This is a genomic window from Lachnoclostridium sp. Marseille-P6806 (assembly GCF_964238185.1).
Classification (GTDB): Bacteria; Bacillota; Clostridia; order Lachnospirales; family Lachnospiraceae; genus Brotaphodocola.
Genome location: NZ_CAXSLG010000009.1, coordinates 1 through 22,702, shown reverse-complemented (window position 1 = coordinate 22,702; position 22,702 = coordinate 1). Strand labels below are relative to the sequence as shown.

Genomic DNA, 22,702 nt, shown 5'->3' with positions numbered 1-22,702 from the left:
TTTAGGTTTATTCCTTCTGGGAAATCTGTTCCCAGAGTGGTTTCTTTTCCTTTTTTCTTGTGATTTCTACCAGATTCAGCTGGGTCATGTCAACAACGGTGGTTTTGACCGGATCGTGACGTACCAGTCTTTTCAGGTAATCCATCAGTTCGTTTTTGTCTTCCTGACGTTTCATATCAATGAAATCAACCATAATGATTCCTGACAGATTCCGCAGCCGAAGCTGCCGGCTGATTTCCTCTGCGGCTTCCCGGTTAGTCATGCGGATGGTATCGTCCTGATTCTTTTTTCCAGAGTATTTTCCGGTATTTACATCAATGACAACCATCGCCTCTGTATATTCGATTACCAGATAACCGCCGGATTTCAGCCAGACGCGTTTTTGACAGGCCCGATCCATGACGGATTCCAGAGAATACAGATTGGAAAGGCAGATCATGGAATCTTCATAAAGTCGGAAGGAGCATTGCTGTTCCGGACCACAGCTGTCAAAATACAAACGAAGCTGCTCGAAAACCTCTGGGACATCCGTTACAATCTCCTCCAGACTGCCTAAGGGGCAGCTGCGAATCGTTTTAATGTACTCTGGATCTGGGCGATAGAGAAGGCTGTAGCAGGTACGGTATGCGGCAGCCTGACGGACATTCCGGTAAAGTACCTGCAGTTTTTTTAACTCATCCAGCAGCTGCTCCTCATGACCATATGCATTGGTTCGGACAATAAGCCCTGCTTCATCCTGGAGAGCAGCTTCCAAAACAGGGCGCAGCTGTTCTTTCCAAGCTTTGTCACTGATGCGAGAAGAAAAGCCGACAATGGTTTTTCTGGCTGTCAAAACTCCGTACTGACCTGTAAAATTCAGATTGGAGCTAAGAACCGGATCCTTTGTGCGTACAGCATCACGGGCAACCTGTACAATGATTTCATCTCCTGCTTTTAAGGTTCCCTCATGACCGTCAGCATAGAGAATACAGGGATTATCAGAAAGGCTGTAGTATCCTGTCTGTCCCTTTTCAAAATCAACAAAGGCAGAATTCAGATTTTTAACAATCCGATTTACTTTACCAATATAAATATTGCCAAGGATCGATGTATTTTCCTCAAGACCGATTTCCAGGGGCTGTCTGTCGGAAAATAAAACAGTCAGGATCCGGTTTTTCCATTTTGTAATAATCAGCTTATTCAATATTTTCACCAAAGGCTTCCAGCGGAAGGAACTGATGACTGTTTTCAGAACCGCTATCCGCGTATAATTCATTTCTTGTGATCATCAGTGCAAAATCAGCCATGGTCTCTCCCTGGCTTTCCATATAAGCGCGAATCAGAACATCCGGCTTTAAATTGGCAGCACTTCCGGCGGCAATTTTCAGGAAAATTTTCTCTTCATCCGCTTCCATTTCGTAAATCATAGGACGGATATTAACCTCTTTTTCCCCTTTTTTTGTTTTTTTCATAACCAGAATCTGTTCCTGTTTCAGAAAATCCTTTAAACCGCGGACAAAAGAGGCGGGATCCTCCGGTTCATATCCTTCACGGAATCTCAAGGTGTAGTCGGCAGCAGCAACCAGAGACATGGCATTGGCAGCGGTATCGGGAAGAAGACGGTAAGAAAGCGCTTCCACTCCCTCTGTCATTGCACCGTTTATGCGGCGGAGCATTTCTTCGGAAGAATCGGTACTCAGTACTTCAATATCTACATATTCGCCCCGGCTTTCCATGCCTACTCCCAGAGGAGAAGCAAAAGACATAATCTGATGAGGACTGAATCCTTCACTGTAGCGAATATCGACATCGGCCCGGCGCATCACCTTTTGAAAATAGCGCATAACGTCCAAATGACCGATAAACTTCATGGTGCCTTCCTTGGCAAATTTAATTCTTATCTTCAAAGCAGACACCTCCTCCATATTGACGGGCACCGCAGCCGGAACACTGCTGACGGCAGTTTGGCGTTACTTTTTCACTGACAGCAGCCAGCCATTCCCGTTTTAAAAATTCCTTGGTAACACCGGCATCGATAAAATCCCAAGGGAAAACTTCATCCAGACTGCGCTCTCGGACGGTGTAGAAATCCATATCTACGCCGCAGGTTTCAAAAGCTTTCATCCAGATGTCGTTATTAAAATATTCTCCCCAGGAATCAAACATGGCGCCTTTGTGGTATGCCTCTTCCAGAACCGGAGCTACGCGCCGGTCACCGCGGGCAAGAATTCCTTCCAATACGGTCAGATCTGCCTCATGGTAGTTGTATTTCAGGCTCTTTCTGTTCAGCATTTCTTTAAACTTGTCCTTGACTAGATAAGCTCGTTCCAAAAATTCTTCTTTTGTGCACATTTTTGCCCACTGGAAGGGGGTAAAGGGTTTGGGAACGAAGAAGGAGGAGCTGGCTACAACCTGGACCTTGCCATTGCGCTGCTCCTTTGGAATCTCGTCATAGTAAAGCTCTGCAATCTTCTCAGAAAGCAGGGCAATGCCCTCCATGTCCTCCACAGTTTCCGTCGGAAGTCCCAGCATAAAATACAGCTTTACCCTGTTCCATCCGCCATGGAAGGCCTCCGATGCGCCTTTTAAAATCACTTCTTCTGTCAGTCCCTTGTTAATAACATCGCGCAGTCTCTGGCTTCCAGCCTCTGGAGCAAACGTCAGACTGCTTTTTTTAACATCCTGTACCTTACTCATTACGTCGAGGGAGAAAGCATCAATTCGCAGGGAAGGAAGAGAAATGTTGATACCCTTTCCATGAAATTCATCAATCAGAAAGGTAACCAGCTCTTTTAAATACGTATAGTCGCTGGAGCTTAAAGAGCTGAGGGAAATTTCCTCATGTCCGGTGTTTTTTAACATCCGGCGGGCGTAGCTCTTTAAATATTCCAGACTGTGTTCTCGAAGCGGCCGGTAAATATTTCCTGCCTGACAGAATCGGCAGCCGCGAATACAGCCCCTCTGAATTTCGAGGACTACGCGATCCTGTGTAACTTTAATAAAAGGAACGATAGGATTTTCAATATATGGAGCATCATCCATATCGACCACCAGCTCCTTTGCAATGGTGGCCGGAATACCAGGGGTATTTGGTTTAAATTCTGCAATCGTGCCATCCTCATGGTAGGTCACATCGTAAAACATGGGGACGTAAATACCAGGCAGCTTGGCAGCAGCCTCCAGGAATGTCCAGCGGTTTCCGCCGTTATTCCGAATCTCCTTATACAGATCAAAGAGATTGTCATACTGAGTCTCTCCCTCTCCGATGTAGAACATATCAAAGAACGGGGCCAGCGGTTCCGGATTGTAGGCGCAGGGACCACCTCCGATTACAATGGGATCATTTTCCTTTCGGTCCTCTGCATGAAGAGGAATTCCGCTTAAATCCAGTACCTGAAGGATATTGGTATAGCACATCTCGTACTGAATGGTAAAGCCCAGAAAATCAAAGGCTTTGATCGGATCCTGACTTTCCAGGGCAAAGAGAGGAATGTGCTTTTTTCGCAGAATGGCATCTAAATCCGGCCAGGGAGAAAAGACACGTTCACAATATACATCTTCCCGCTTGTTGAACATGGCGTAAAGGATCTGCATGCCAAGATGGGACATGCCAATCTCATAAACGTCCGGGAAACACATGGCAAATCTTATCATTTGTTCATTTGGAACTTTTTCTGCCATATTAAATTCGCCGCCGATATAACGGGCGGGCTGCTGGACACTTAACAGTATCTCATCACTCAATGCTAATTTTCTCATAAATGCTTATTTTACCTGCTTTTTCTTAATGTACGGGCGAAATAAAACCGCCCGTTTCTAACCCATTTTGTTACTGAATTTGTTGCTTAACTGAACAAACAGAATTTGTCAACTATTTTTTTACGCAGACATTTTTCTGCTATCCAGATGCTATTGTTACAAAAAAATTTTTTCTGAAATGCACACAATTTCTTCATTACCTTTCACCAGATGGTAAAAAGCATCATTTTATGCAGATCAGACCGCATTATTATACGGTATTTCCTGCGTTTCCGCAACATAATCTTTCCCGAAGCCCAAATATTTCGCCTTATTCGTCGAACTTTTTATCAAGTTGTTCGAATATTCGTCAAAGCCTGGAACCTAAAAACGAGTGTTTCCTTCAATACAATTTTTCATCGAATGAATCATCGTTCTATATATTTTGTTATGACAGATATTAAAATACTCATATCAATCGGCTTCGCCACATGATCATCCATCCCGGCATTCAAAGCAGCCTGTACATCCTCTGCAAATGCATTTGCCGTCATTGCAATAATAGGTATTTTCTTTCCGTCCGGACGGTCCGGAAGATTTCTTATAGCTGTTGTCGTTTCATATCCATTCATTTCCGGCATCATAATATCCATCAAGATCAGATCAAAGGTCCCCGGAGCTGTATTGCAAAACTGTGCCAGGGCAGATTTACCATCGACAGTCCTGGTTACAATCATCCCTTGTTCTTCCCATAAAGCTACTGCTATCTCTGCGTCTAAATCATTGTCCTCTGCCAAAAGGACATGCAGACCATGTAAATCCATATCTTTCCTTAACGTTTCTTCCTTTTCAATCAATATCTGTTCTGCTATAAGCAGGGGGATTTCTACCGTAAATGTTGAACCAATCCCCTTTCTGCTGCTGACCTCAATTTTTCCACCCATAAGATCTACATACTGTTTGGCAATGGCCATTCCCAGTCCGGTTCCCTTATAACTGGTTCTTGCCCCACCATTTTCCTGACTGAACTCATCAAATATTCTGGCCTGGAATTCCTCACTCATACCAATCCCGGTATCCGATATACGATAGCGTACGATCGTATGGTGCTCATCATTGCCTGGACAGTTTTCTGCCGCAAATGAAATAGTACCTCCGTCTTTTGTAAATTTGACTGCATTGCTGATAATGTTGAGCAATACTTCCCTGATTCTGAGTTCATCCGCCATCACATAAGGATTTTTTAGTTCTTCTCTTGAAACATAAAAATTAAGGTCTCGATTTTCTGTATATCCCCTTGCAATCGACAAAACAGTATCTGTCATATCCCTGAGATCTACCGGTACTGGTTTATATTCCAGTTTACCGCTTTCAATGCGGCTGATGTCCAGCACATCATTAATAAGTGTCATCAGATATTCTGAACTCTGCCTGATCTTTTTCAGACAATTCTCCACCTCTTTGTCCGGCTTCCTCTTCATGGCAATATCTGTAAATCCAACAATTGCATTCATTGGTGTCCTGATATCATGGGACATATTAAAAAGGAACGCAGACTTCGCAGCATTTGCTTTTTCTGCCTGTATCTTGGATTCTCTTGCCTTCCTCTCAGCAGCTTTTGCCTTTTTCAGCAAATGAATGAACATTCCCAGTATCAGTATAAATACCAGAGAAAACATAATGATAACCTGCAGGAAATTATCCTTCACAAAATCACTAAACGTAACTTTTTTTAAAGAATCTTCATACATGGTTACTGCTCCCGTCAGCTTTGAAGTCTGGATGGATTTCAAAGTCTTATTCAGGATCGACATAAGGATCGTATTTCCCTTGTCTACTGCAAATAATGTATTTGCAGTTTTGGTCAGAAACACACTGTGCATTTTTTTGTCATTGACATAATCCATTGCCTGTCCGGACCTGGCAATAAAACAGTCTGCGTTCCCATTACGGATTGCCTGCTCCGCATCTTTTATCGAATTATATTCTTTAATATTCCAATCTGGATAATTATAAGTAACATACCATTTATATTTGGAATTTTCTTTTGCGATGGCAACTGTATTTTCTGCACTTTCGTTAAAAGCCTCCTGTGCAGTCACAGCAGCGAAGGGAAGCGATAAAACAGTATTGGATAATGATAAGCCATTCTTTTCGGCATAATAGGGATTCTGATCGACATGAAAAATCATATCAATTTTATCGTCCCTCACTGCCTGTATCAACGCTTCCTGCGAATCCAGTCCAACCAGATCAAATTCCAGTGGCTGCTCAAAACAATTCGAAGCATATTCAACATAATCATTAACCACACCCATCAATTTGCCACTATGTGGATCAACTGCACTGAAACCCGGATCATTTTCCAGATATCCTACCCGGATTGCCCCATGTTGTTTCAACCACTCCTGCTCATCACTGGAAAGGACTGCAACAGACTGAGTTGCAATATACTGTTTATAAAGATCATCGGAATAAAAAGGTTTATCATTTTCCATAGCACGCATGGCACTGCCAAGTTCTTCTTTCAGATCAGGACGGTTTTTATTGATTCCATAATAAATCTCAGATCCACCTGTTGTAAATACTGCGGACAAACCTGTATTTACCCAGATAGACGTCTCTGTGGAAATTACTCCCTGGATCTCATGTTTTCCAAACATTTCCATTGCCTGATCCATACTGTTTACAAATACATGCTTTGTTTTTACATTATATTTTTTCTCCCAGTCATAAAACTGCGTTGTCTGCACACTGTTCTCCATCATGGCAATAGACTGGCCATTTAAGCTTGAGATATCTGATGCTGAAATATCTGAATTTGCCAGATCTGCATAGAGATAATACTTTTCTTCCCCCATCGGAAGGTCTGAAAACAACATAGTTTTAGCACGTTCATCCGTATAGGACAGGGAACTCATCAGGTCAATCTCACCATCCTGCAGCTTTTTCAACAGTTCTTCCCAGTTTCCGGTTACATAATCATAATCCCAGCCAGTATAGGCAGACACCGCCTGCTCATACTCATAGCCATAACCACTCCGGTTTCCGTTCTTACCTGTGATATGGTAAGAATCTTCATACCAGCCAACCTTAACCACCTCAGAATGTGCTTTATCTGTACTGGTTTTTTCTGCCGCTTCACGGTCTGCCTCTGAACCTGCTGCCCTGGCTGGGACTGCAAGGAATATGATACAAAGAATACCGCACAATAAAAGGCTGCCGCATTGTCGGATCCTGCTCTTTTTTCTATTACCTGCATTCATTCTGTTACTCATCTATTTCTTCCTTTTCCGGCAATCGAAATTGTCTTACTGTATTTTCTGATTTAAAACCATTTGCAAAGTATCCTCTATTTTTTTACTGTCAATGGGTTTTGCAATATGTGCATTCATTCCGGCAACTATGCACTCCCTGATATCATCCTGAAATGCATTAGCTGTCATGGCAATGATTGGTATCTCTTTTGTATCTACACGGTTCAATTTCCTTATCTGTCTGGCTGCTTCTAATCCATCCATTACCGGCATCATGATGTCCATAAAAATAAAATCAAATCTGCCTGGAACTGACTGGGAAACAATATCCACAGCCTCCTTATTATCATTATCAAATATTGTCTTGATCTCTTCTCTGGTCCAGCCAAGAATAGAAAGAAACCTGTCACTGATATATAAGAATGGATGACCTTCTTCCAGAGAACATCTGTGATAACCACCAGATATTTGATTGATTGTCGCCTGCGACAGGATATTTTGCTCTTCCAGTTTCTTATGCCGTTCCACGAAAGACGTCATATCATAGCAGGCGCTGATAATCGCCAGTTTCCCCTCATCTGTCCGTATGACTTTTCCTTTATCAACCGTCCAGAACCAGGATCCGTCTTTTCGCGGCATACGATATGTGGTCTCATAGGTTAATCCCTCATAGTACTTGCCCCCGATATCTTTTATGACCTGTTCTCTGTCATCAGGATGAATCGTATGAATAACTTTTCCATCAATTGCTTCAACCAGTTCTTCCACTGTATCGTAACCAAGCATCAATGCCATTTCTTCATTGGCATAGTAAATCGGAAACTCATCCTCACAATATCCGCCGATCAGCCCCTTGGTTTCCCCCATGCTCATAAAATCTGCAAGCATCTCTTTTTGTACTTTTTCTGGTATTATTAACTGTTTCATATTCCTCACCCTGTATCCTTCAGCCTGATTTCAGAACTATCTCCGATAGCTTTATAGCATTCCTGCTTTTTTTGCTTTTATTCCGTCCTCCTTGAACGCATTTGCTGTCATGGCAATGATCATATCTTTGCATCCTCTCTGTCCAGAGACCAGATCATAATGTCCATAAGAATAACAACAAATTCACCAGATTCACCTTTTCTGAATAGCTCAACAACATTCTGGCCATTCCATGCTTTTGTCACATCAGTACCTTCATTCCGAAGCACAAATTCAGCAATTTCCATATTCAGCTTATTATCTTCTGCCGTATCTCCAGTTGATAAATGAATTCCTCAAAAAAATACTGTCAAACAGACAGTGCATCTCATTTTATGCAACTGGCTGCCATTTTACAGGCCCTGTAGCTTTGCGTCCCAGACTTTCATCTGGTTTGCCAATCATCCTTTTAAAACTTTTAAAATCATACAAAAAAATTAATTTTATTATACTTCCTCACTCCACTTTGCACAAGAAAAACATTACCGTTTTAACGTTCAAAAACAAAAAAAGAACAGTCGATACATATACCGAACTGTTCTCCTACTTCCGAAGTCCACGCAGCATTGACATTACTGTTTCCTGCTCATTTGTACTCAGATCGTTCCATATCCCTAGAACTTCTTTCTGCTCTTCTGTCAGATTCTCTGAATGATATTGTCAATATTAGTTGACACATTTTCCTCAAGGATTTTGAACCCTATGCTACTTCCTTCAGGGAATCGTAATATTGTTGTCTTTTGATCATTGGGGGAAGACCTCTATTAGTGGAGCAGATCCTCCTGTTATTCCAGTAACTGGTGAAATATCTCCAGATGATTGTCTTAAGTTCATCCGTAGTCATTTTCTCTGTATCATAACGATCATATAGCAGTTCTGTTTTCATTCTTGCCCACATGCTCTCACACCGGGCATTATCGTGGCACCTGCCACCTGCGCTGTTCATAATTTCTTTAGCGAGTTTCACCGCCTGTACTTTGTATTCATGGTCATATTGTCTGTTTCCTGCCATTTTGTCCACTCTCCTTATCCTCTTGATTATATCTCAAATCCTTGAGAATGAGGTGTCAACTTTTTTTATACCACATCAAAAGGACATCTGTTTGTGTGATGGCAAGCTCTTCCATCACACGATCAGATGTCCTTTTTCTACTGTTACCCTATCTCTTCTCTTTCCAATGCATCCATCCATTGCTTCCAGTTCATCTCATGCTCTGAAACACGGATTCTCTGTTTCACCACTGGACTATGCTTCAATTTTTCTGCCAGAATCCCCGCAGAAGCTGCATAGGCATCCTCTTTGGAATACTCCAGACATATTTTTAAGGAAATCTCTCCATGTTTCTCAAGCGGCAGATTCTCGAAAAGTGTATTCAGATCATATTCTGTACCCCGGAGTTCTTCCAGCTTCCAGGTTCCGAATGCATTCTCTACCTGCTTATGAAGTTCTTCCGGAACCCTCTCTTCTGTCAGAGAACCACAGCTGTAGGATGCAGCCATTTGATACTGTTCCGGATGTCGAAAAGCCGCCCGCAGCGCTGCATACCCGCCTTCCTTTACACCGATGATCATCTGGTTATTTAAGTCCACAGGGAAATAATCTGAAATCAGCTCAGGAAGCTCCTGGGTCAGCATCTTCTCATACGCAAATCCGTATTTCATATCCAGTCCATAGCTTAATTTCATATCCGGCATGACCACAAGGATTCCCTTTTTCTCTGCCATTTCTTCGATCCAGGTATGTCGCTGCCATGCAGTATGATCCATTCCAACCGGCGGAAGCAGCCATAATACCGGAAATTTTCTGTCTGGCCATGTCTCCACAGGAGCGATAACCGTCATGGAATTACATTCTGTCAGTGCTGAAGAATAAAAATGATTCAGGATCAGAGCCATGTTATTGACCTCCTTTCTGTACGACAGTATCCAGAAAATGATGGATCCACTCATCCCAGAAGACCCACTCGTGGACTCCCGGACCCTCGTGGTATTCATAATTATATGGATTTCCAGGGATACTTTCAAAGGTTTCCTTGATCTTCATCGCCACCGGATAACGGACATCCTCTGTTCCCATGGCATGATATACCTTCGGAACAACCGGATGCTTCTTTTCTGTCTCACGGATCAGCTTCAGGATATCGTACTCTGTTCCGGCCAGACTGTCAGAATCCGGCGTTCCATAGATATCCTCGTTACATTTGCGGTAAAAGATATCATCTCCGCTCTTAGAACGCCACAGACCCTCTAAAGGAGCAATCCCTCCTGTGGAGAGCATGCAGATCGTACCGTACTGCTCCGGCTTCTGCAGCCCTACCCACATCGCACCGCCGCCGCCCATAGAAAGACCGGCAATATAATGGTCCTCCCGCTTCCGGCTCATCTTCGGGAACAGTTTTTCGCAGAATTCCGGCAGTTCTCTGGATATGTAATCGAAATACCTTGGACCATGTACCATATTCAGATAACGGCTGTAGCTGACTTCCGGCATGATGACCATGATGCCAAGAGGTGCCGCATAGCGCTCGATCGAAGTCCTCCGCATCCATATGGTATCATCATCGCTCCGCCCATGAAGAAGCCACAGAACAGGATAGTTTTCACTGTCCTCGCTTCCTGCCAGTCCGATTCCCTGCATCCGCTGCGGCATGATCACACAGATCTTGGTATCCATATTTAAAACGTCCGAATGAAAATTGATATGCATCAGTGCCATGAGTGATCCCTCCTAATCATTGTTCCTTGCTTTGAAATATTTCACAGGAACGTCCGGGTAGTTTGTGATAATTCCTTCACAATCCCATTCCACCAGTTTCTCCAGCCCTTCCATGCCATTGACTGTCCACGCATTGATACCAACCCCATGCGCCTTACATTCCTCTACATCCTCCTCTGTCAGGGTTGCGAAATCCGGATGATAAAATTCAAATCCAAAGCGTTCACAATAAAATCCTGCATATTTTAATCCCCGGTCACCAACTAAAGCACCACAAGGGATTTCCGGGGCCAGTTCCTTCATCCTCAGGATTGACAAATGGTTAAATGACGAAAAGATGATCCGATCCTCCAGACCATACTTGCGGATCAGAGCGATCGTTTTCTCTTCGATCTCCGGATAATAAATGATGCTGGTCTTTAATTCCACATTGGTAAACAATGACTGGTTCTTTGCCCAGGCACAGTACTCTTCAAAGGATGGGATCGGCTGAAATCCAAACTGATCACCTTTTACCCTGGCGGCATTGAATTTTTTTAATTCTTCATAGGTATAGTCCTTTACCCATCCGCTTCCGTCTGTGGTACGGTCGATCCTCTCATCATGGATCACCACCACCTGTCCATCCTTCGTCAGCTGAACATCCAGCTCAATTCCGACTGCACCGGTTTTTGCTGCCTCTTCAAAGGCCAGCATCGTGTTCTCCGGATACTTTCCGCTGTAGCCTCTGTGTGCCATTACCTTCATTCTGCTTTCCCTCACTTTCTGATCATCCACCTAAAGTCATAAGGCTTTAATGAAAGCTCTGTATCATATGTTTCATCATTTAACAGATCTGTCCATGTTTCCTGCAGCGAAACCTTTTTCGGAGCATCACTGAAATTATAAACGCCAAGCATCTCTTCGGTCTCTCCTGTCCGCAGAATGCCAAGGATCGAATCATCCTCCATATCCATGGTTCTTGCAAGCGCATCGGAAGAAAATACTTCATGCTCCATGCGGATCTCTTCCATCCTGCGAAGACCATAAAAGATACGGTTCTGGACCGTTCCCTCCTGCGGAATCTTCTCTGTCAGTTTCCAGTCAAACTGGCCTCTGTGGATATAACGGGAATCCTCTGCCTTCTCCGGATCCTCTTTATAATGGTTATCGTTTAATGCGCCGACCTCATCTCCGCTGTAGATCACCGGGATTCCGGACTGCTGCAGCATAAATCCATGCAGCATCAGATCCAGGCGGATCGCCTGATCCATTTTTCCTTCATCCTGCTTCTCCAAAGCCTCCTCAATCCCACACATGGAGGCAGTTGTTCCGCAGAAACGGGCATCTCTGCTGACCGGATCATCATTATAGAGAACACCTCTGCTGAAGCTTTCTTTATATTTTCCTGTAAAGAAATCATTTAAGAACTGCTTATGGGCCACCTGATCCATGCCCCAGCCTCCAAGACTGTCATAATCCAGTCCCCAGCCGATATCATCATGACACCGCAGATAATTCAGGAAGGTATATTCGCCCGGCAGATGATACACACTGTCAAGCTGTTTTTCCAGAAGTCTGGTATCCTTCGTTGCCACAGTGTTCCAGATGGTTGCCATGGTCGTCACATTGTAGAGCATATGGCACTCCGGCTTCTCTGGCGTTCCAAAATAAGGCACGACCTTTTCCGGTTCCATCACCACTTCACCAAGCAGCAGAATTCCAGGACACACGATCTCACCGATCATACGCATCATCCGGACGATCGTATGGACCTTCTGCAGATTTCTGCAGGAGGTTCCAAGCTCTTTCCAGATGTACGGAACCGCATCGATCCGGATGATATCAATGCCCAGATTTGCAAAATACAGGAAATTATACATCATCTCATTGAAAACCACAGGATTCGCATAATTTAGATCCCACTGATAGGGATAAAACGTGGTCATGACCACTTTCTCAATCTCCGGAAGCCAGGTGAAATTACCAGGAGCTGTGGTTGGAAATACCTGCGGGACTGTTTTTTCAAACTGTGACGGGATATCCCAGTTATCATAAAAGAAATAGCGGTCCTGGTACTCTTTTTCCCCTGCTCTTGCACGCTTTGCCCACTCATGATCTTCGGAAGTATGGTTCATGACAAAATCCAGGCAGATGCTGATCCCCTGTTTCCGGCATTCCGAAGCCAGTGACTCCAGATCCCGGACCGTTCCCAGCTCCGGCTGTACCTTTCTGAAATCTGCCACTGCGTATCCACCGTCAGAACGGTCCTTCGGAGATTCCATCAGTGGCATCAGATGAAGATAATTGATCCCGCACTCCTTTAAATAATCCAGATGCTTCTTAACCCCTTTTAAATTGCCTCCAAACATCTTCGTGTACATCATCATGCCCAGGATATCGCTTCCCTTATACCAATCCGGGTCTGCCTCCCGGGTCAGATCAGAAGCTTTTAATACCTTTTTCCTGGTGTCATAGAATTGTTTCATAGAAGCGCACAATTCATCAAAATGCTCCTGAACGTCATACAATTCCATATAAAGCCATTTCAACTCATCGATATGCTTTTGAAACCTTGCTTCATAAATCTCTTCCTCTTTTTTCATACCATAAACCTCAATTTCATTTCAGAATTGTCTGGCATTGTTACTGCAAAAGGCTGCAGTGATATTCTTTTCCTTCCGGTCTTCCAACCCTTCTGTCCCATGGACCACTGTAGATCTGCACAACGATGCCATCGTTCTCCTTTTTCATGGTAAATACCTGATAGTATTCTCCATTTACCATACGGATCTGCATGCAAAGTCTTCCATCTGAAAGCCACCTTGCAGCCGTCCACACCTCATAATCTCCCCACAGGGAACAGAGAAGCCCCCGTTTGGGCTCCGCCCCATCTCCTACCGGGAGTCTTCCGCGGTTGCAGTTATCTTCAAAGCAAAGCACGATCCCGTCATCTGTCTGTTCCAGCCGAAGCGACTGGATACCAGTTCTGTGCTGTTCTGTCCAGGTCGAGGTATAGCAGTTGTTCACTCGGCTTTCTGCCAGCACCGACACCTGGTTTTCCGGAAACACGATCGTTTTTCCAAGAAGCTCTGTCCAGAGCTTTTCTGTCTGCGCAGGAGTCGTCTCATGCTCCAGCGGCCACGCAATATGTAACGATGCTTTTCTTTGTTCCAGTTCCCGTTCTGTCTGTTCGGAATCCTCATCTGCGCCCTTCATGGCCGGAACCAGATATTTCCAGACCAGCCGCAGCACTGCTTCTGTATATGCCTCGCCGCAGGTCGTCACAACAGACGCATCGTAATCCTTAAGCACGATGCCAAACTGTCCAAACATGCCGTCAAACCGGAAGGTGTTTGGTATCTGGCACATCCATACCTGGAAACCATATCCGCACTTCCAGTCCTCCCAGTCCGGATTTGAAGCATCCATGCTCTTCTCAAACTGCATCGTTGTCATCCGTTCGATCCAGTCCTCTGGAACCAGCTGCTTTCCATTCCATTTTCCTTTATTTAAATACAGAATCGTGATCTTGGCCATATCCTCGGTCTTCAGACGGCTTCCGCCGCCGCCCTGGTCTTTTCCGGAAGTACAGCTGTCACAGTCCACTCCATAGATTCCCATTGGCTCTAAAACCCGGAACCGCAAGAACTGGAACAGATTATAGCCGGTCACACGTTTCACAACTGCCGCCAGCATATTGGTTCCCATCGAATCATACATAAACACGGTTCCCGGTTCATGCACGATCGGATATTCTAAAAAAGTACGGACTTCATCATCACACCCATGACGGTCCGGAACATCCGGATGACCGTTGCTCATCGTTAGCAGGGTCCGGATCGTGATCTGCTCCAATTTTCCGTCCTGGTCATCCACCTGATATTCTGGAAAATAAGAGATCAGAGAATCCTCCAGTGATATCCGCTTCTCTCCCTCCAGAATACCAATGGCAGTCGCCGCCAGGCCCTTCGTGAAAGAATGCATCAGATGTACCTCATCCATCTGATATGGCTTCCAGCTGCACTCGTATGCCACTTTTCCGTGACGGGTAAGCATCAGGCTGTGAAGGTGGTAGCCTCCGGCCTGGATCTCATCCAGAAATTTTTGTACCCCAGAAGCAGAAATTCCCGCTTCCTTTAAGCTGCAGCGCTCCAATCTACTTTCCATATTCTCCTCACTTGCCTCCTGATTCTATGCAAAAGCTTTTTCTTTTCCCTGTTCCGTATAAACGATCTTCCATTCTTTTGTCCGGAGATCCGCATCCAGCTGTGCCCATTCCTGCTCTTTGCTCCAGCAGACAGAAAGTGTATAAGGATCGCTGTCTAAAATCCGGAGTTCTCCATCAAAAGCTGGATGAGTATTTCGCAGCTCCATCATACGAAGCAATTTCTGTACCACCGGCTGCCTGCATGCTTCCTCAGCCTGCTCTTTTGTGTAATATCTCCGGTTAATATCACGGCCGCCACCAGTCTTTTTTAACAGCTCCAGATCATTAACCCCTGCCAGCATGCCCATATAATAGACCATCGGAATGCCAGGTGTAAAAAACTGGATCGCCCTGGCTAACAGATACACATTTTCATCCTCATCCAGAGCAGAGAAATAAGAACAGTTCACCTGATATGCATCAAAATAAGTATGAGAGGATTTGGTGCTGATGCCCTTTGTGACAGAGCTGATCTCATACAGCCTCTCCAGTGTCCGGTCAATTTCATCATCCGGAATAAGATGATAAGTATCCATTACCCCGATCCCATCATGGGTATCCAATGTTGTAAACTGGTGCTTCGGACAGATCTTCATCCAGTTTTTCAGATAAATGGCATCGCCAAAATACAATGCCTGCAATACCAGGAGCGGCAGTGCAAAATCATACACATCATATCCTCTGGCATCCAGCTTTAACTGGGTAAAATATGTCTCATGGATCTCCGGAAGCGCTTTGATCCCATACGGCGCCATCATATCCTGAGTTTCCTTTAACAGGTCCCAGACCTCCGGTTCCAGGAAAAAGCAGCTGGTTCCGGGCTTCTTGGTCGCATAGCCGAATGCATCCAGCCGGATCAAAGCCGCGCCATGTTTTGCCAGGAATTCCAGATTTTTACGGATAAATTCTTTTACCTTTGGCTGGCTGCAGTCCAGATCGATCTGTTCTGAGCTGAAGGTACTCCAGATCAGTTCACTGCTCCCATCTGCAAACTCTGCCTTCACAGACGGACCACCGGCCTTTCTCTTATAGATCTTTTCCAGCTGTTCCTGTGTCGGATATCCGTTTTCCCAGAAATCTTGAAAACGGATAAAGAAATCCCGGTATTCTGACTCATCTTTTTTCTCCAGATAATCCAGATATTCCGGACTGTGGGCAGATACGTGATTGATCATATAGTCGTACATCAGATAATACTTCGATGCCAGACGCTCAATATCCTCCCAGTCACCAAAGGCCGGATCTACTTCCCGGTAAGTCATTGGCGCAAATCCACGGTCTGCAGAAGATGGAAAAAACGGTAAGATATGCAGTCCGCCAATGGCTCCCTTTACTTGTGTTGTTAAAATCTCTTCCAGTTCCTTTAAATTCTTTCCCATGCTGTCCGCATAAGTGATCAGCATGATCTGATTACTTACTTTCTTAAAACTCATGTCGTTTTCCTTTCTACAAAAGACACAGAAACCACCTGGCTTTCCGGCACCTGTTTCCCTTCGATCAGCTCCTCAACCGTATCCATCGCTGTCTTTGCCAGCCCTTTAATATCCTGATGGACCGTTGTCAGCGGCGGATATAAAAGACGGCTGAGACAAATATCATCATATCCAACAATTTTGATATCCTCCGGAATCCGGTATCCCAAGGTTCCCGCCATCTGGATACACTGGGCTGCAATGATATCTGAGCTTGCAAAAATTCCGTCCATATCCGGATTTTCCATAAAAATCCGGTTGATCAAAGGCATATATTCCATATCCCACAGCATCTGCTCACTGGCGGAATATACCTTACAGGCCACGCCCTGCCGTTCACATTCTTTTATAAACGCAGTCATTCTTGCATCCGCCGACAGATGCAGATCCTGCTGTCCACTGATGTGGACCATACGTTTACAGCCTTTTCCGATCAGATGGCGGGCTGTCATGTAACCGCCCTGGACATCATCCGAATGGATCACAGGAAGACCGGAAAACTCGTTATTCAGCGTCACTGCCGGAACCCGAAGCTCCTCCAAAAATTCTCTGCTCAGAAAATGTGACGCATAAAAGATTCCATCCACCATATTTCTTCTTAAAATATCCATGCAGCGTTTTTCTTTTTCTTCATTATAATCAGAAGCAACTACCATCAATTTATAACCACGGCGATAGGTTTCATCCTCACACGCATGCACCAGTTCGCCAAAAAAAGGATGCTTAATCGTAGGTACGATCAATCCCATGATATTCAGACTGTTTTTTCCAAGTGCGCGGGCTACATCATTTGGAAAATATCCCAATTCCTCCATCGCATCATGAACCGCCTTTTTCGTCGCCTCACTTAAAGGTCCTCTGTCGTTCATGACTCTGGACACGGTTGTGATCGATACTCCTGCCTTACTGGCAACATCTTTAATCGTAGCCATAAATTCTGTCCTTTCTGTAGGCTGCTGCTTTTACGATTTTACTGCACCTGCCACAACTCCGCCGATGATGTATTTCTGAAGGAAGATGTACACCACAATAATTGGTGCCACGATCATAACCAGTGCAGCCATGATTTTTCCAAGGTCATTGGAGAATGTTCCATAGAAGGTACGGATCGCCAACGGCAATGTGTACAATGCTTTCTTTCCTAATACCAGGTTTGGTAACAGATAGTCATTCCAAAGACCTAACGTATTTAAAATTGTGATGGTTGATAAAATTGGCTTCATCAGTGGAAGTACAATTTTAAAGAAAATCTGTAATCTGGTACAACCATCGATTTTTGCTGCCTCCTCCAATGCCATAGGAACATTTGTTTTAATAAATCCATGACACATAAATATGGCCATACCCGTTCCGAATCCCAGGTTCATAAAGATCAATGTCGCCCTGGAATTTAAGATTCCAAAAATATTACCGTAAATAGAAACCAGCGGAATCATGATAACCTGGAAGGGAACTACCATGTAAGCCACGATCAGTGCAAAGAAGATCCGGCATGCCAGCCAATTGGTTCTCACAAATAAATATGCAGCCATGGATGAGCATAACAGGATCAGGAATACACTGACACCTGTTATCAAAATGGAATTAAAGAATGCAGCTCCAAAATCCATTTCCGTAAATGCCTTCACATAGTTAACAAGCTGGGCTCCTTTGTCATCAATCAGCATCAAAGGATTTTTAACAATATTAACCTTTCTCTTCAAGGAATTGATAATGACCAAAATAAATGGCATCATATAAAACAAAAACATAAAGACAACAAAAATGGTCTTAACTACATCCATAACCAGTTTTTTTGTGCCGCCTACCTGAACTGATTTTACCTCTTTTGCCATTATGCCTCAACCTCCTTTGACTTTCCTACTGAAATCTGGATAAAGGCGATAATACCCATTACCAGGAATAATACCAGCGCTTCTGCCTGTCCGATTCCATACAGATGATTCTCAAATGCCTGCGTATAAATGTGCATAGCTGCCATCTTGGTACTGTCATAAGGACCACCTGCCGTCAACGCCAGGTTCAGGTCATAAACCTTAAAGCATCTGGTCAGAGACAGGAAAATACAGGTAACAAATGCTGGTACCATCATCGGCATCGTGATATGTCTGGTGATCTGGCCGGAGGTTCCTCCATCGATTTTTGCTGCCTCGATCAGATCCTGAGGTACGCTTACAAAACCAGAAATATAGATCAACAGCATATATCCAGAATACTGCCAGGTTGTTACGATCACCATGGCAGCAAAGGCTCCCTGTGGGGAAGAAAGCCAGGATTTTGCAAAAATCGGAAGATTTAAAATGCTGTTCAAATCCACCAGTACCCTAGAAAAAATAAACTGCCAGATATATCCCAGAACGATTCCACCGATCAGGTTTGGTGTAAAGAAGCCTGCACGAAGGAAATTCTGTCCCTTGATCCCGCTGGTCAAAAGATATGCCAAGCAGAATGCAATCACATTAATAAAAATAACGGATAAAAATACATATTTTACTGTGATCCAGAGGGAAGTCCAGAAAGCAACGTCTTTAAACACAGAGATATAATTCGCAATGCCGACAAATGGTTTTGCATCACTGAATCCATCCCAGCTTGTGAAGGTCAGATAGATTCCATAAACCATCGGAAGCATAACCACCAGAACAAACGAAATCACTGCAGGTCCTGCAAATAGCAGAAAGGTACCTAATTTACTGCTGAATTTTTCTTTACTTTTCATACTTTTTCTTCCTTTACCATTTCTATTCCGTCATCGGCAGCTCCGATGATAGAAAAAGCGTGGTTTCGGGAGACATCTCTCCGAAACCACGCCTGTCTCCAGTCAATCATGAGTTTTAGTGGGCTTTAGTGGGTTTTCCAGAACTCATCCATCTGTTTTGCTACTTCTGTTCTGTCGATCTCACCTGCCAGATATTTCTGCATATACGCTGCAAGGCTGCTTCTGTGATCAGAAGGAAGCGGTACATACTCATTGGTTCTTCCCTGATCAACATAGGATTTTACACCCTTATTAAAATCATTTGTCAGATCCAAAGTAATATTGGTAAACGCCGGAACGATCTCACATTTCTCAACCAATACCTTCTGCCCAGCCTCATCATATACCAGCCAGTTTAAGAACTCTTTTGCTGCTTCCTGCTGTTCTGGAGTTGCTTTTACATTATCAATTGCAAAGAACTTGGTTGCATTTGCATTAATCTTTCCTACAGATGGAAAATCACCATTAACAGGATAAGCCATAATGCCATATTCCATGGAACCATCAACATATTCTTTTGTGTCTGGCCATGCAAAGCTTCCATTTAACCAGAATGCTGCCTCACCTTCCGCTAAATAGCTTGCATTCAGGTCATAATCTGCTGCCAGTGGATCTGCTTTATTGATATTATCATCAATTAAGACATCCAGTGTGTCAAATACTGCATTAAATACTGCATTATCCTCAAACGTCGCATTACCTGCTTTTACATCCTCGAATAACTTCTGTGCATCTTCTTTCTTGCCGGTCTGCATCTTATATGTATACTGAATGAAATGCTGTCCAATGGACCAATCCTCGGAGTTTAAAATCACCGGTGTCTCCATACCACCTGCTTTTAATTCATCTAAAAGTGTTTTAAACTCATCTAAGGTCTGATAATCATCTGGATTAAACTCTTTACCAATAATATTCTCAATGGCAGTTTTGTTATAAAGAAGGCCAAATGCTTCAACACAGAATGGGAAACCATACAGTTTTCCATCAAGCTTTGCTCCTAACGCATCACCACCGTCTGCACTCCACTTCTCATCGCTTAAATCCAGAAGTTTTTCTGCCGCAATATCCATAACATTCGGATAATCGCAAAGCATCAGGGTTGCAGGATCGCCAGCTGCATACTTCTGTGCAATTGCCTCTCCCGGTTTATCTGTGGTATAGACCTCCATCTCCACACCAGTTGCATCCTGGAATTCCTTTGCAGCCTCATTAAAAGCATCCTCCAGCTCCGGTTTGCTGTTCATCATGGTGATCTTTACACCTTCTAAAGATGATCCGGCCTGTTCGTCCTTGCTTTCTGCCTCACTGGAAGCTGCTTCTGGAGAGGTTTCTGCAGCAGTTGTCTCTGTTGTTTTCTGTCCTGAGGAACATCCTGCTGCTGTAGTTGCTGCCATCGCCATTGCCATTGAAAGAGCTGCAAATCTTCTTAATTTCATAACTAACCCTCCATATTTTTGATACATTCCACGTAACCGCTCAATAGTTTCACAGTTACCCTTCCACATTTGTTTTTGTCAGATGCCCTCCGGAGTATGCTATCTTCACAAAAACCGTTTCGTTTATTTCTTGTGGTTTTACTATATACCTTTTTTGCACATATGTCAACCGTTTTCATAAAATTATTTTAGTGATTTTTATTTAATAATCTTTGTTTTTACGGTTTTCATGTGCTATTTTGTCGCAGAATGTGCATAATTTGACATATTTTTGTATTTTTTATATGATCGTGTCGTTTGCTGGTGTTAATCGTTTCCATTTTTAGAGAATAAAGGACTGAATCACCGACATTTTTCACAGATATCTGTCTCATATATCTCTGCAATTTTCTCAATAAATCAAGCCTTAATCTTTCTAACGAAATAAAAAATAGGCTTCGCCTATTCAACTCCCCTGCCCCTCAATCGAGGGCACTGAAAAAGTAGATAGTACCGCCTATGTTTGATATAATATAGATATCAAGTATAGGCGGTGTTTTTATGATTGAACAACAGCAGAAATTAGTACTTAGTCCTTACATGGAAATATATGAACTGGTGGTTCCAAAAGACAACCTGCTTCGTCAGATAAAAGAACTGGTTGATTTTGAATTTATTTATGATGAATTGCTTGATAAATATTGTCTTGATAATGGACGTAATGCAGTTCCGCCTATTCGAATGTTTAAGTACTTGCTTTTAAAAGCTATCTATGATTTATCTGATGTTGATGTCGTAGAACGTTCTAAGTATGATATGTCATTTAAATACTTTTTGGATATGGCACCAGAAGAAACTGTTATTAACCCCAGTTCTTTGACAAAATTTCGTAAACTACGTTTGAAAGATATGAATCTGTTGGATATGTTGATTTCAAAGACGGTTCAGATTGCATTGGATAAAAAAATAATAAAATCAAAATCTATTATCGTAGATGCCACTCATACGAAATCAAGATACAATCAAAAAACACTCCGACAGACACTTCAAGAGCAATCAAAAAACCTACGCCGTACCGTTTACGAAGTAGATGAAACAATGAAGGAAAAATTTCCAAACAAAAATACGGAAGATTCTCTGGAAAAAGAGTTGGAATACTGCAAACAACTACTTTCTATTGTAAAAGACAATGAAGACGTGTGCAGTTACCCTAAAGTGCAAGAAAAGCTAAATTTATTGGAGGAATCTGTCAAGGATGATCTTGAACATTTAGAAACTTCAAAAGATAACGATGCAAAGATTGGACACAAAACAGCGGATACCTCTTTCTTCGGATATAAAACCCATATAGCTATGACGGAGGAACGAATTATTACAGCTGCGACCATTACCAGTGGTGAAAAAGTAGACGGAAAAGAATTGCCAGCTTTGGTTCGGAAAAGCAGAGCTGCGGGAATGAATGTTGAAACTGTGATTGGTGACAAAGCCTATTCAAGTAAGGAAAATATTGATGCTGCAAAGGATAATCATTATGAGCTTATCTCCCGGTTAAACAGTATTGTTACCCAAGGGAATCGTACAAAGCCAGATGAATTTGAATTTAATAAAGATGCCGGAATGTATCAATGTAAAGCAGGACATCTGGCGATTCATAAATATCTTGATAAGCGAAAAACAGAAGGAAAGAATCCTCGAATGACATACTTTTTCGATATAGAAAAATGTAAAAGATGTCCTTATAAGGCTGTCTGTTATAAAGAAGGAGCAAAAAAGAAAACCTACACAGAAACATTAGTTTGTGATTCACATAGTGAGCAGGCTCAATTTCAGGAAACTGCACATTTCAAAGAAATGGCGAAAGAGCGCTATAAAATAGAGGCAAAAAATAGTGAATTAAAACATAGGCATGGTTATGACGTTGCGTCATCATCAGGTCTTATTGGCATGGAAATGCAGGGAGCTATGGCTATATTTGCAGTAAATCTCAAGAGAATTATTAAGCTGATAAGTGAAAAATAAAAAGAATCCGCATGCAAGACAAGAAATCAGCAATAGAAAGAACATAAAATCCACCAGAATAAATTTAGACTGGTGGATTTTATATGTGCATTAAAATTTGAAATTTAGAGCGGTAGGGGGAGTATCCCAAAGTTTGTGTAAACCTTCAAATTGATGTAAGATAGACTTACCAGTTTGGAGGTTTATTTTATGG

The 22,702-nt window shown here is 43.1% G+C and carries 17 protein-coding genes, 1 pseudogene and 1 riboswitch; of the genes and pseudogenes, 1 reads left to right on the top strand and 17 read right to left on the bottom strand.

The window, feature by feature from the left end; translation table 11 throughout:
- Positions 1–7: 7 nt before the first annotated feature.
- The 17 genes and pseudogenes from ACESON_RS12165 to ACESON_RS12085 all read right to left on the bottom strand — a co-directional run bounded on the left by ACESON_RS12165 (position 8) and on the right by ACESON_RS12085 (position 20,511).
- Positions 8–1,183 (bottom strand): ribonuclease E/G, encoded by a 1,176-nt coding sequence (locus ACESON_RS12165; protein ID WP_373110313.1) that lies wholly within the window; start codon positions 1,181–1,183, stop codon positions 8–10.
- Positions 1,176–1,886 (bottom strand): TIGR03936 family radical SAM-associated protein, encoded by a 711-nt coding sequence (locus ACESON_RS12160; RefSeq protein WP_177959608.1) that lies wholly within the window; start codon positions 1,884–1,886, stop codon positions 1,176–1,178. Before ACESON_RS12160 ends, ACESON_RS12165 begins: the two co-directional genes overlap by 8 nt.
- Complete coding sequence (locus ACESON_RS12155; protein WP_373110141.1) at positions 1,870–3,738, bottom strand: TIGR03960 family B12-binding radical SAM protein; 1,869 nt, start codon at positions 3,736–3,738, stop codon at positions 1,870–1,872. The genes ACESON_RS12160 and ACESON_RS12155 overlap by 17 nt, the downstream gene beginning before the upstream one ends.
- Before the next feature lie 407 nt (positions 3,739–4,145).
- Entirely contained in the window at positions 4,146–6,995 is a 2,850-nt protein-coding gene (locus ACESON_RS12150; RefSeq protein ID WP_373110139.1) for an ATP-binding protein, read from the bottom strand.
- Positions 6,996–7,028: 33 nt separating this feature from the next.
- Entirely contained in the window at positions 7,029–7,901 is an 873-nt protein-coding gene (locus ACESON_RS12145) for a response regulator (protein ID WP_373110137.1), read from the bottom strand.
- Positions 7,902–8,020: 119 nt separating this feature from the next.
- The gene (locus tag ACESON_RS12140) at positions 8,021–8,188 is read right to left on the bottom strand and encodes a hypothetical protein (RefSeq protein ID WP_373110136.1); all 168 of its coding nucleotides are present in this window, start codon (positions 8,186–8,188) and stop codon (positions 8,021–8,023) included.
- A gap of 85 nt (positions 8,189–8,273) precedes the next feature.
- Positions 8,274–8,349, bottom strand: a riboswitch (cyclic di-GMP riboswitch).
- Positions 8,350–8,640: 291 nt separating this feature from the next.
- Positions 8,641–8,886: pseudogene (locus ACESON_RS12135) on the bottom strand (integrase core domain-containing protein); the annotation flags it as partial.
- Positions 8,887–9,095: 209 nt separating this feature from the next.
- Positions 9,096–9,836, bottom strand: coding sequence for an alpha/beta hydrolase (locus tag ACESON_RS12130; protein ID WP_373110134.1), 741 nt, complete (start codon positions 9,834–9,836; stop codon positions 9,096–9,098).
- 1 nt (position 9,837) lies between these two features.
- Entirely contained in the window at positions 9,838–10,656 is an 819-nt protein-coding gene (locus ACESON_RS12125) for an alpha/beta hydrolase (RefSeq protein ID WP_373110133.1), read from the bottom strand.
- Between the two features lie 12 nt (positions 10,657–10,668).
- On the bottom strand, positions 10,669–11,403 hold the full coding sequence (locus tag ACESON_RS12120; RefSeq protein ID WP_373110131.1) for a glycerophosphodiester phosphodiesterase: 735 nt from the start codon (positions 11,401–11,403) through the stop codon (positions 10,669–10,671).
- A gap of 11 nt (positions 11,404–11,414) precedes the next feature.
- Entirely contained in the window at positions 11,415–13,241 is a 1,827-nt protein-coding gene (locus ACESON_RS12115; protein WP_373110129.1) for an alpha-amylase family glycosyl hydrolase, read from the bottom strand.
- A 40-nt stretch (positions 13,242–13,281) separates the two neighbouring features.
- The gene (locus ACESON_RS12110) at positions 13,282–14,805 is read right to left on the bottom strand and encodes a serine hydrolase domain-containing protein (RefSeq protein ID WP_373110128.1); all 1,524 of its coding nucleotides are present in this window, start codon (positions 14,803–14,805) and stop codon (positions 13,282–13,284) included.
- 24 nt (positions 14,806–14,829) lie between these two features.
- Entirely contained in the window at positions 14,830–16,278 is a 1,449-nt protein-coding gene (gtfA, locus tag ACESON_RS12105; RefSeq protein WP_373110126.1) for a sucrose phosphorylase, read from the bottom strand.
- Positions 16,275–17,249, bottom strand: a complete 975-nt coding sequence (locus ACESON_RS12100; protein ID WP_373110124.1) for a LacI family DNA-binding transcriptional regulator — start codon at positions 17,247–17,249, stop codon at positions 16,275–16,277. The genes gtfA and ACESON_RS12100 overlap by 4 nt, the downstream gene beginning before the upstream one ends.
- Positions 17,250–17,279: 30 nt before the next feature.
- The gene (locus ACESON_RS12095; protein WP_373110122.1) at positions 17,280–18,152 is read right to left on the bottom strand and encodes a carbohydrate ABC transporter permease; all 873 of its coding nucleotides are present in this window, start codon (positions 18,150–18,152) and stop codon (positions 17,280–17,282) included.
- Positions 18,152–19,036: a carbohydrate ABC transporter permease gene (locus ACESON_RS12090; protein WP_373110120.1), complete on the bottom strand. Its 885-nt coding sequence runs from the start codon at positions 19,034–19,036 to the stop codon at positions 18,152–18,154. The genes ACESON_RS12095 and ACESON_RS12090 overlap by 1 nt, the downstream gene beginning before the upstream one ends.
- 125 nt (positions 19,037–19,161) lie before the next feature.
- The gene (locus ACESON_RS12085) at positions 19,162–20,511 is read right to left on the bottom strand and encodes an ABC transporter substrate-binding protein (protein ID WP_373110119.1); all 1,350 of its coding nucleotides are present in this window, start codon (positions 20,509–20,511) and stop codon (positions 19,162–19,164) included.
- Positions 20,512–21,051: 540 nt separating this feature from the next.
- Here ACESON_RS12085 and ACESON_RS12080 point away from each other — a divergent pair.
- Positions 21,052–22,509 carry an IS1182 family transposase gene (locus ACESON_RS12080; protein WP_373110117.1) on the top strand — a complete coding sequence of 486 codons (1,458 nt, stop codon included), beginning with the start codon at positions 21,052–21,054 and terminating at the stop codon, positions 22,507–22,509.
- Positions 22,510–22,702: the final 193 nt, after the last annotated feature.

Excerpts from the sequence above, each read along its gene's own strand:
- ACESON_RS12090 (WP_373110120.1), bottom strand. The coding sequence starts at position 19,036 with ATGAAAAGTAAAGAAAAATTCAGCAGTAAATTAGGTACCTTTCTGCTA.
- ACESON_RS12095 (WP_373110122.1), bottom strand. The coding sequence starts at position 18,152 with ATGGCAAAAGAGGTAAAATCAGTTCAGGTAGGCGGCACAAAAAAACTG.
- ACESON_RS12120 (WP_373110131.1), bottom strand. The coding sequence starts at position 11,403 with ATGAAGGTAATGGCACACAGAGGCTACAGCGGAAAGTATCCGGAGAAC.
- ACESON_RS12115 (WP_373110129.1), bottom strand. The coding sequence starts at position 13,241 with ATGAAAAAAGAGGAAGAGATTTATGAAGCAAGGTTTCAAAAGCATATC.
- gtfA (WP_373110126.1), bottom strand. The coding sequence starts at position 16,278 with ATGAGTTTTAAGAAAGTAAGTAATCAGATCATGCTGATCACTTATGCG.
- ACESON_RS12080 (WP_373110117.1), top strand. The coding sequence starts at position 21,052 with ATGATTGAACAACAGCAGAAATTAGTACTTAGTCCTTACATGGAAATA.
- ACESON_RS12110 (WP_373110128.1), bottom strand. The coding sequence starts at position 14,805 with ATGGAAAGTAGATTGGAGCGCTGCAGCTTAAAGGAAGCGGGAATTTCT.
- ACESON_RS12130 (WP_373110134.1), bottom strand. The coding sequence starts at position 9,836 with ATGGCTCTGATCCTGAATCATTTTTATTCTTCAGCACTGACAGAATGT.
- ACESON_RS12155 (WP_373110141.1), bottom strand. The coding sequence starts at position 3,738 with ATGAGAAAATTAGCATTGAGTGATGAGATACTGTTAAGTGTCCAGCAG.
- ACESON_RS12085 (WP_373110119.1), bottom strand. The coding sequence starts at position 20,511 with ATGAAATTAAGAAGATTTGCAGCTCTTTCAATGGCAATGGCGATGGCA.
- ACESON_RS12140 (WP_373110136.1), bottom strand. The coding sequence starts at position 8,188 with ATGGAAATTGCTGAATTTGTGCTTCGGAATGAAGGTACTGATGTGACA.
- ACESON_RS12100 (WP_373110124.1), bottom strand. The coding sequence starts at position 17,249 with ATGGCTACGATTAAAGATGTTGCCAGTAAGGCAGGAGTATCGATCACA.
- ACESON_RS12125 (WP_373110133.1), bottom strand. The coding sequence starts at position 10,656 with ATGGCACTGATGCATATCAATTTTCATTCGGACGTTTTAAATATGGAT.
- ACESON_RS12145 (WP_373110137.1), bottom strand. The coding sequence starts at position 7,901 with ATGAAACAGTTAATAATACCAGAAAAAGTACAAAAAGAGATGCTTGCA.
- ACESON_RS12150 (WP_373110139.1), bottom strand. The coding sequence starts at position 6,995 with ATGAGTAACAGAATGAATGCAGGTAATAGAAAAAAGAGCAGGATCCGA.